The sequence below is a fragment of the Streptomyces sp. NPDC059455 genome (assembly GCF_042750115.1).
Lineage (GTDB): Bacteria > Actinomycetota > Actinomycetes > Streptomycetales > Streptomycetaceae > Streptomyces > Streptomyces endocoffeicus.
In genome coordinates this window covers 1-2,262 of record NZ_JBHYVB010000461.1, presented here as the reverse complement: position 1 = coordinate 2,262, position 2,262 = coordinate 1, and the positions used below count along the sequence as shown (strand labels likewise).

At 72.5% G+C, this 2,262-nt stretch carries 2 protein-coding genes and 1 pseudogene; 1 reads left to right on the top strand and 2 read right to left on the bottom strand.

The genetic code is table 11. The annotated features are described in order from the left end of the window. Positions 1-64: 64 nt before the first annotated feature. Positions 65-655: an aldehyde dehydrogenase family protein gene (locus ACFXB5_RS53550; protein WP_385223323.1), complete on the bottom strand. Its 591-nt coding sequence runs from the start codon at positions 653-655 to the stop codon at positions 65-67. Positions 656-940: 285 nt separating this feature from the next. On the opposite strand from ACFXB5_RS53550, the gene hemE reads away from it, so the two are divergent. Then, positions 941-2,056, top strand: coding sequence for a uroporphyrinogen decarboxylase (hemE, locus tag ACFXB5_RS53545; protein WP_385223321.1), 1,116 nt, complete (start codon positions 941-943; stop codon positions 2,054-2,056). 3 nt (positions 2,057-2,059) lie between these two features. On the opposite strand, the pseudogene ACFXB5_RS53540 reads toward hemE, so the two are convergent. Then, positions 2,060-2,262 (bottom strand): annotated as a pseudogene (locus tag ACFXB5_RS53540) (cytochrome P450); the annotation flags it as partial.

The following is a 2,262-nucleotide window of genomic DNA, read 5'->3' as shown; positions in this document are numbered from 1 at the left end:
GCGCGCCCCCCACCCACCCCGCCGGGGCCGCCCCCCCCCCCGCCGCCGCGCACTGGCCGAGCAGTTACCCCCCCCCCGCCGCCCCGGGCGCCGACTTCAGGATCACGGTGCACCCGGCGAGCAGCGCGGGGCCGACCTTGTTGCTGATCATGCCCATCGGGGCGTTCCACGGGATGATCGCACCGACCACGCCGGCCGGCTCACGGACGATCATGCCGAACTGTCCGCCGGCCGTCGGCTTGACCGGCTCCTCGAACGGGAAGGTGCGGGCCAGCGCGGCGTACCGCTTGAAGGCGGCCTCCGCGCCGGTGCCGGCGTTGGCGGCGAAGGTGTGCAGGACACCGGACTCGCGCGGCCAGATCTCGGCGATGTCCTCGCCGCGGAGCCTGAGTTCCGCGCCGATCGCCCGCAGGTACCCGGCCCGCTCGGCCGGTGTCAGGCGCGGCCAGGGTCCTTCGTCGAAGGCCTCCCGCGCCGCCGCGACGGCTCTGGACATGTCGGCGGCCTGCGCCTGCGCGACCCTGAAGTAGAGCTCCTCGGTCGCGGAGTCGATCACGTCGATCACGGCGCCGGACGACGGCACCACCCACTGCCCGCCGATGAAGAAGCGGCCCGTCCGACCGATCGGCGCCTCCGCGCGTACCGCCAGGCTCATCCGGTTCTTCCTCCCGATCGCCGTCTCGACGGCGCTCATGTTCGCGTGCGCCGGGCGGAGCGTAAATGGCGCTCCGCCTGCGATCCGCCACTGCGGGGTAACTGGGACTTCCTTTCCGGGACACGGCCCGTCCGGGGCCTCGACCGGCCACTCGACCTCCCGGCAAACGCCTGCCGGGACGGCCGACTGAGCTCTGCTACGCTGCCACCGGCCCCCTTCCGAGGAGGTCGATTTCTCTACTTGGGCCCCGTGAACACCCGGGGCGATTCAACAGGATGGAACAGCGTGGACATCGGCGCTCGGGAAGCAGTCGGTCCGAAGCCGGGGTCCGGCAACGCCCAGCCCAAGAAGCTGCTCCTGCGCGCACTCGCGGGAGAGCGGACCGAGCGGCCGCCGGTCTGGCTGATGCGGCAGGCCGGGCGCTACCTGCCCGAGTACCACAAGGTCCGGGACGCGGCCGGGGGCATGGTGGGGCTCTGCACCACGCCCGAGCACGCCGTCGAGGTCACCCTGCAGCCGCTGCGCCGCTTCCCGCTCGACGCCGCCATCGTGTTCGCGGACCTTCCGCAGGTCGCCGCCGCACTGGGCCAGACCCTGGACTACCGGGTCGGCGAGGGGCCGGTGTTGACGCCGCCCGTCCGCTCGACGGAGGACATCGCCGAGTTCCTGAGCATCTCCCGCCTGCACGAGGAACTGGCCCCGATCTACGAGACGGTCGGTCAGCTCACCCGCGCCCTGCCCGCCGAGACGGCCCTGATCGGCTATGCCGGCGCACCGTGGACCATTGCGACCTACATGGTCGAAGGCCGCGGCGGCGCCGCGTCGGAGCACTCCGTCGTCAAGCAGTGGGCGCTGGGCGACCCCGACGGATTCCAGCCCCTGATGGACCTGCTGACGACCGCCGTCACCCAGTTCCTCGGACGTCAGATCGAGGCGGGCGCGGAAGCGGTCCAGTTGTTCGACACCTGGGCCGGGGTACTTCCGGACGTCCTCTTCGACCGCTGGTGTGTCAAGCCGGCCGCCGCCATCATCAGCGCGCTGAAGGCGCAGTACCCGGACGTTCCCGTCATCGCGTTCCCCCGGGGCGCCGGGCTCTCCTACAACGGCTTCGCCGAGGCGACCGGCGCGGACTGCATCGGCCTGGACTCCACGGTTCCCCTCGACTGGGCCGCGCGCACCCTCCAGGGCGGGCTGGGCCGCTGCGTGCAGGGCAACCTCGATCCCCAGCTGCTGATCGCCGGCGGACCCGCGCTCCACGCCGGGACGGAGCGCATCCTGCGCGGCCTGAGCGGGGGGCCGTTCGTGTTCAACCTGGGACACGGCATCGTCAAGACCACGCCCATCGAGCACATCAGCGCCGTCGTCGACCAGGTGCGCGCCTGGAGCACGCCGACGGCGTAGGACCTACTGCGGTCCGCCAGGCGTCGGCTGGGACCGTCGACCGAAGCGGAGCGGAAGGCACACCGGTCCGCGCGCCAGGCGCCCGCCCCAGACCACCGCGGACGCGTCCTCGAGGCTGAAGTCCGGGATGCGCTCGAGCCAGACCTCCAGTGCGACGCGGAGTTCCATGCGGGCCAGGTGGGAGCCCAGGCAGCGGTGGATGCCCA